This is a genomic window from Streptomyces sp. NPDC017943 (assembly GCF_044328425.1).
GTDB classification, from domain to species: Bacteria; Actinomycetota; Actinomycetes; order Streptomycetales; family Streptomycetaceae; genus Streptomyces; species Streptomyces djakartensis_A.
On sequence record NZ_JBIRHH010000097.1, the window covers coordinates 1 to 1,090 of the forward strand.

1 protein-coding gene is annotated in these 1,090 nt (G+C 71.2%); it reads right to left on the minus strand.

Going from position 1 to position 1,090, the window contains the following annotated elements:
• The coding region (locus ACH4C6_RS36520; protein ID WP_398112857.1) for a transposase at positions 1–1,090 on the minus strand (1,090 nt) is incomplete at both ends.

The window sequence follows — 1,090 nt, forward strand, 5'->3', positions numbered from 1 at the left end:
GCTCTCGATGGCGGCCCGCAGCGAGTAGCGCGAGAGCCATTCCTGGGTCTTCTGCTCGGTGCGGGACTCGGACTGGATGTCGTAGAGATCGCGCGGCAGGAAGGTGACTTTCCGGGCGTCGGTGCGGGTGCAGGCGGTCTTCACCGGGCACTGGCGGCAGTCGTCCGGGGCGAATTCGGCGTTGACGTAGGGCGCGAGGGACGGCGGTGTCGACCACCGGCGGCTCACCTTGCCCTGCGGGCAGGTGACCTGCTCGTTGTCCCAGTCGATGGTGAAGGCTTCGCGGTGGAAGACGGTGCCTTTGCGGGACTGGCGGGTGCTCCTGACCCGGATCGGTCCGACCAGGCCGACGCCGTGCTCGCGGGCGACTTGCTTCTTGAGCGCGACGGAGAGGTAGCCGCCGTCGACGAAGTGCTCCTTCGACAGCAGGTTCCGGTGGTCGAGGTTGGCCAGGATGCCGGGCAGGGCCTTGGTGTCGTGAACGGCGGCCTTGGTGGTGGTCACGTCGGTGATCACGCTCGGCGTGTCCGGGTCGCAGGTCTCGGTGACGTGCGCCAGGAAGCCCTTCCAGCGGGTCTGCCCCCGGCGCGCGTAGCGGGCGGTCAGGTCGTAGGGCGAGACGATGGCGACGGCCGAGGGCGGCAGGCCGGCGTCCCCCGTCTCCCGCCACTTCGGGCGATCCTGGGCGTCGATGAAGTAGTTCTGCACGAAGACCTGACGCAGGGCCTGGACCTGCTCGCCGTCGCCGAGGGCAGGCAGGTAGCGGTGGACGTAGCGCAGGAGCAGGCGGACGTCCTCGCCGGTCTCCTTGATCCGGGTCTTGGGCCGGGAGGGGTTCTTCCCCAGCCGGGCGGCGCGGCCGTAGCGCTTGCCCCAGTCCTCGGTGACCAGGCCGACCAGCTCGTGCGGCGCCCGGCGGGCGAGTTCCTCCAGCGCGGCGCGCATGGCCTCGGTGACGAGCTCCAGGCGGGTCAGGTCCCGCACCGCGGCCAGGACGTGGGTGGAGTCGGTGCGCTGCCGGCCGCGTTCCCGGACCAGGCCGACGGCCCGGATCTTCTCCAGCGCGAGGCCGAGCAGCTTGTCGGCCCGG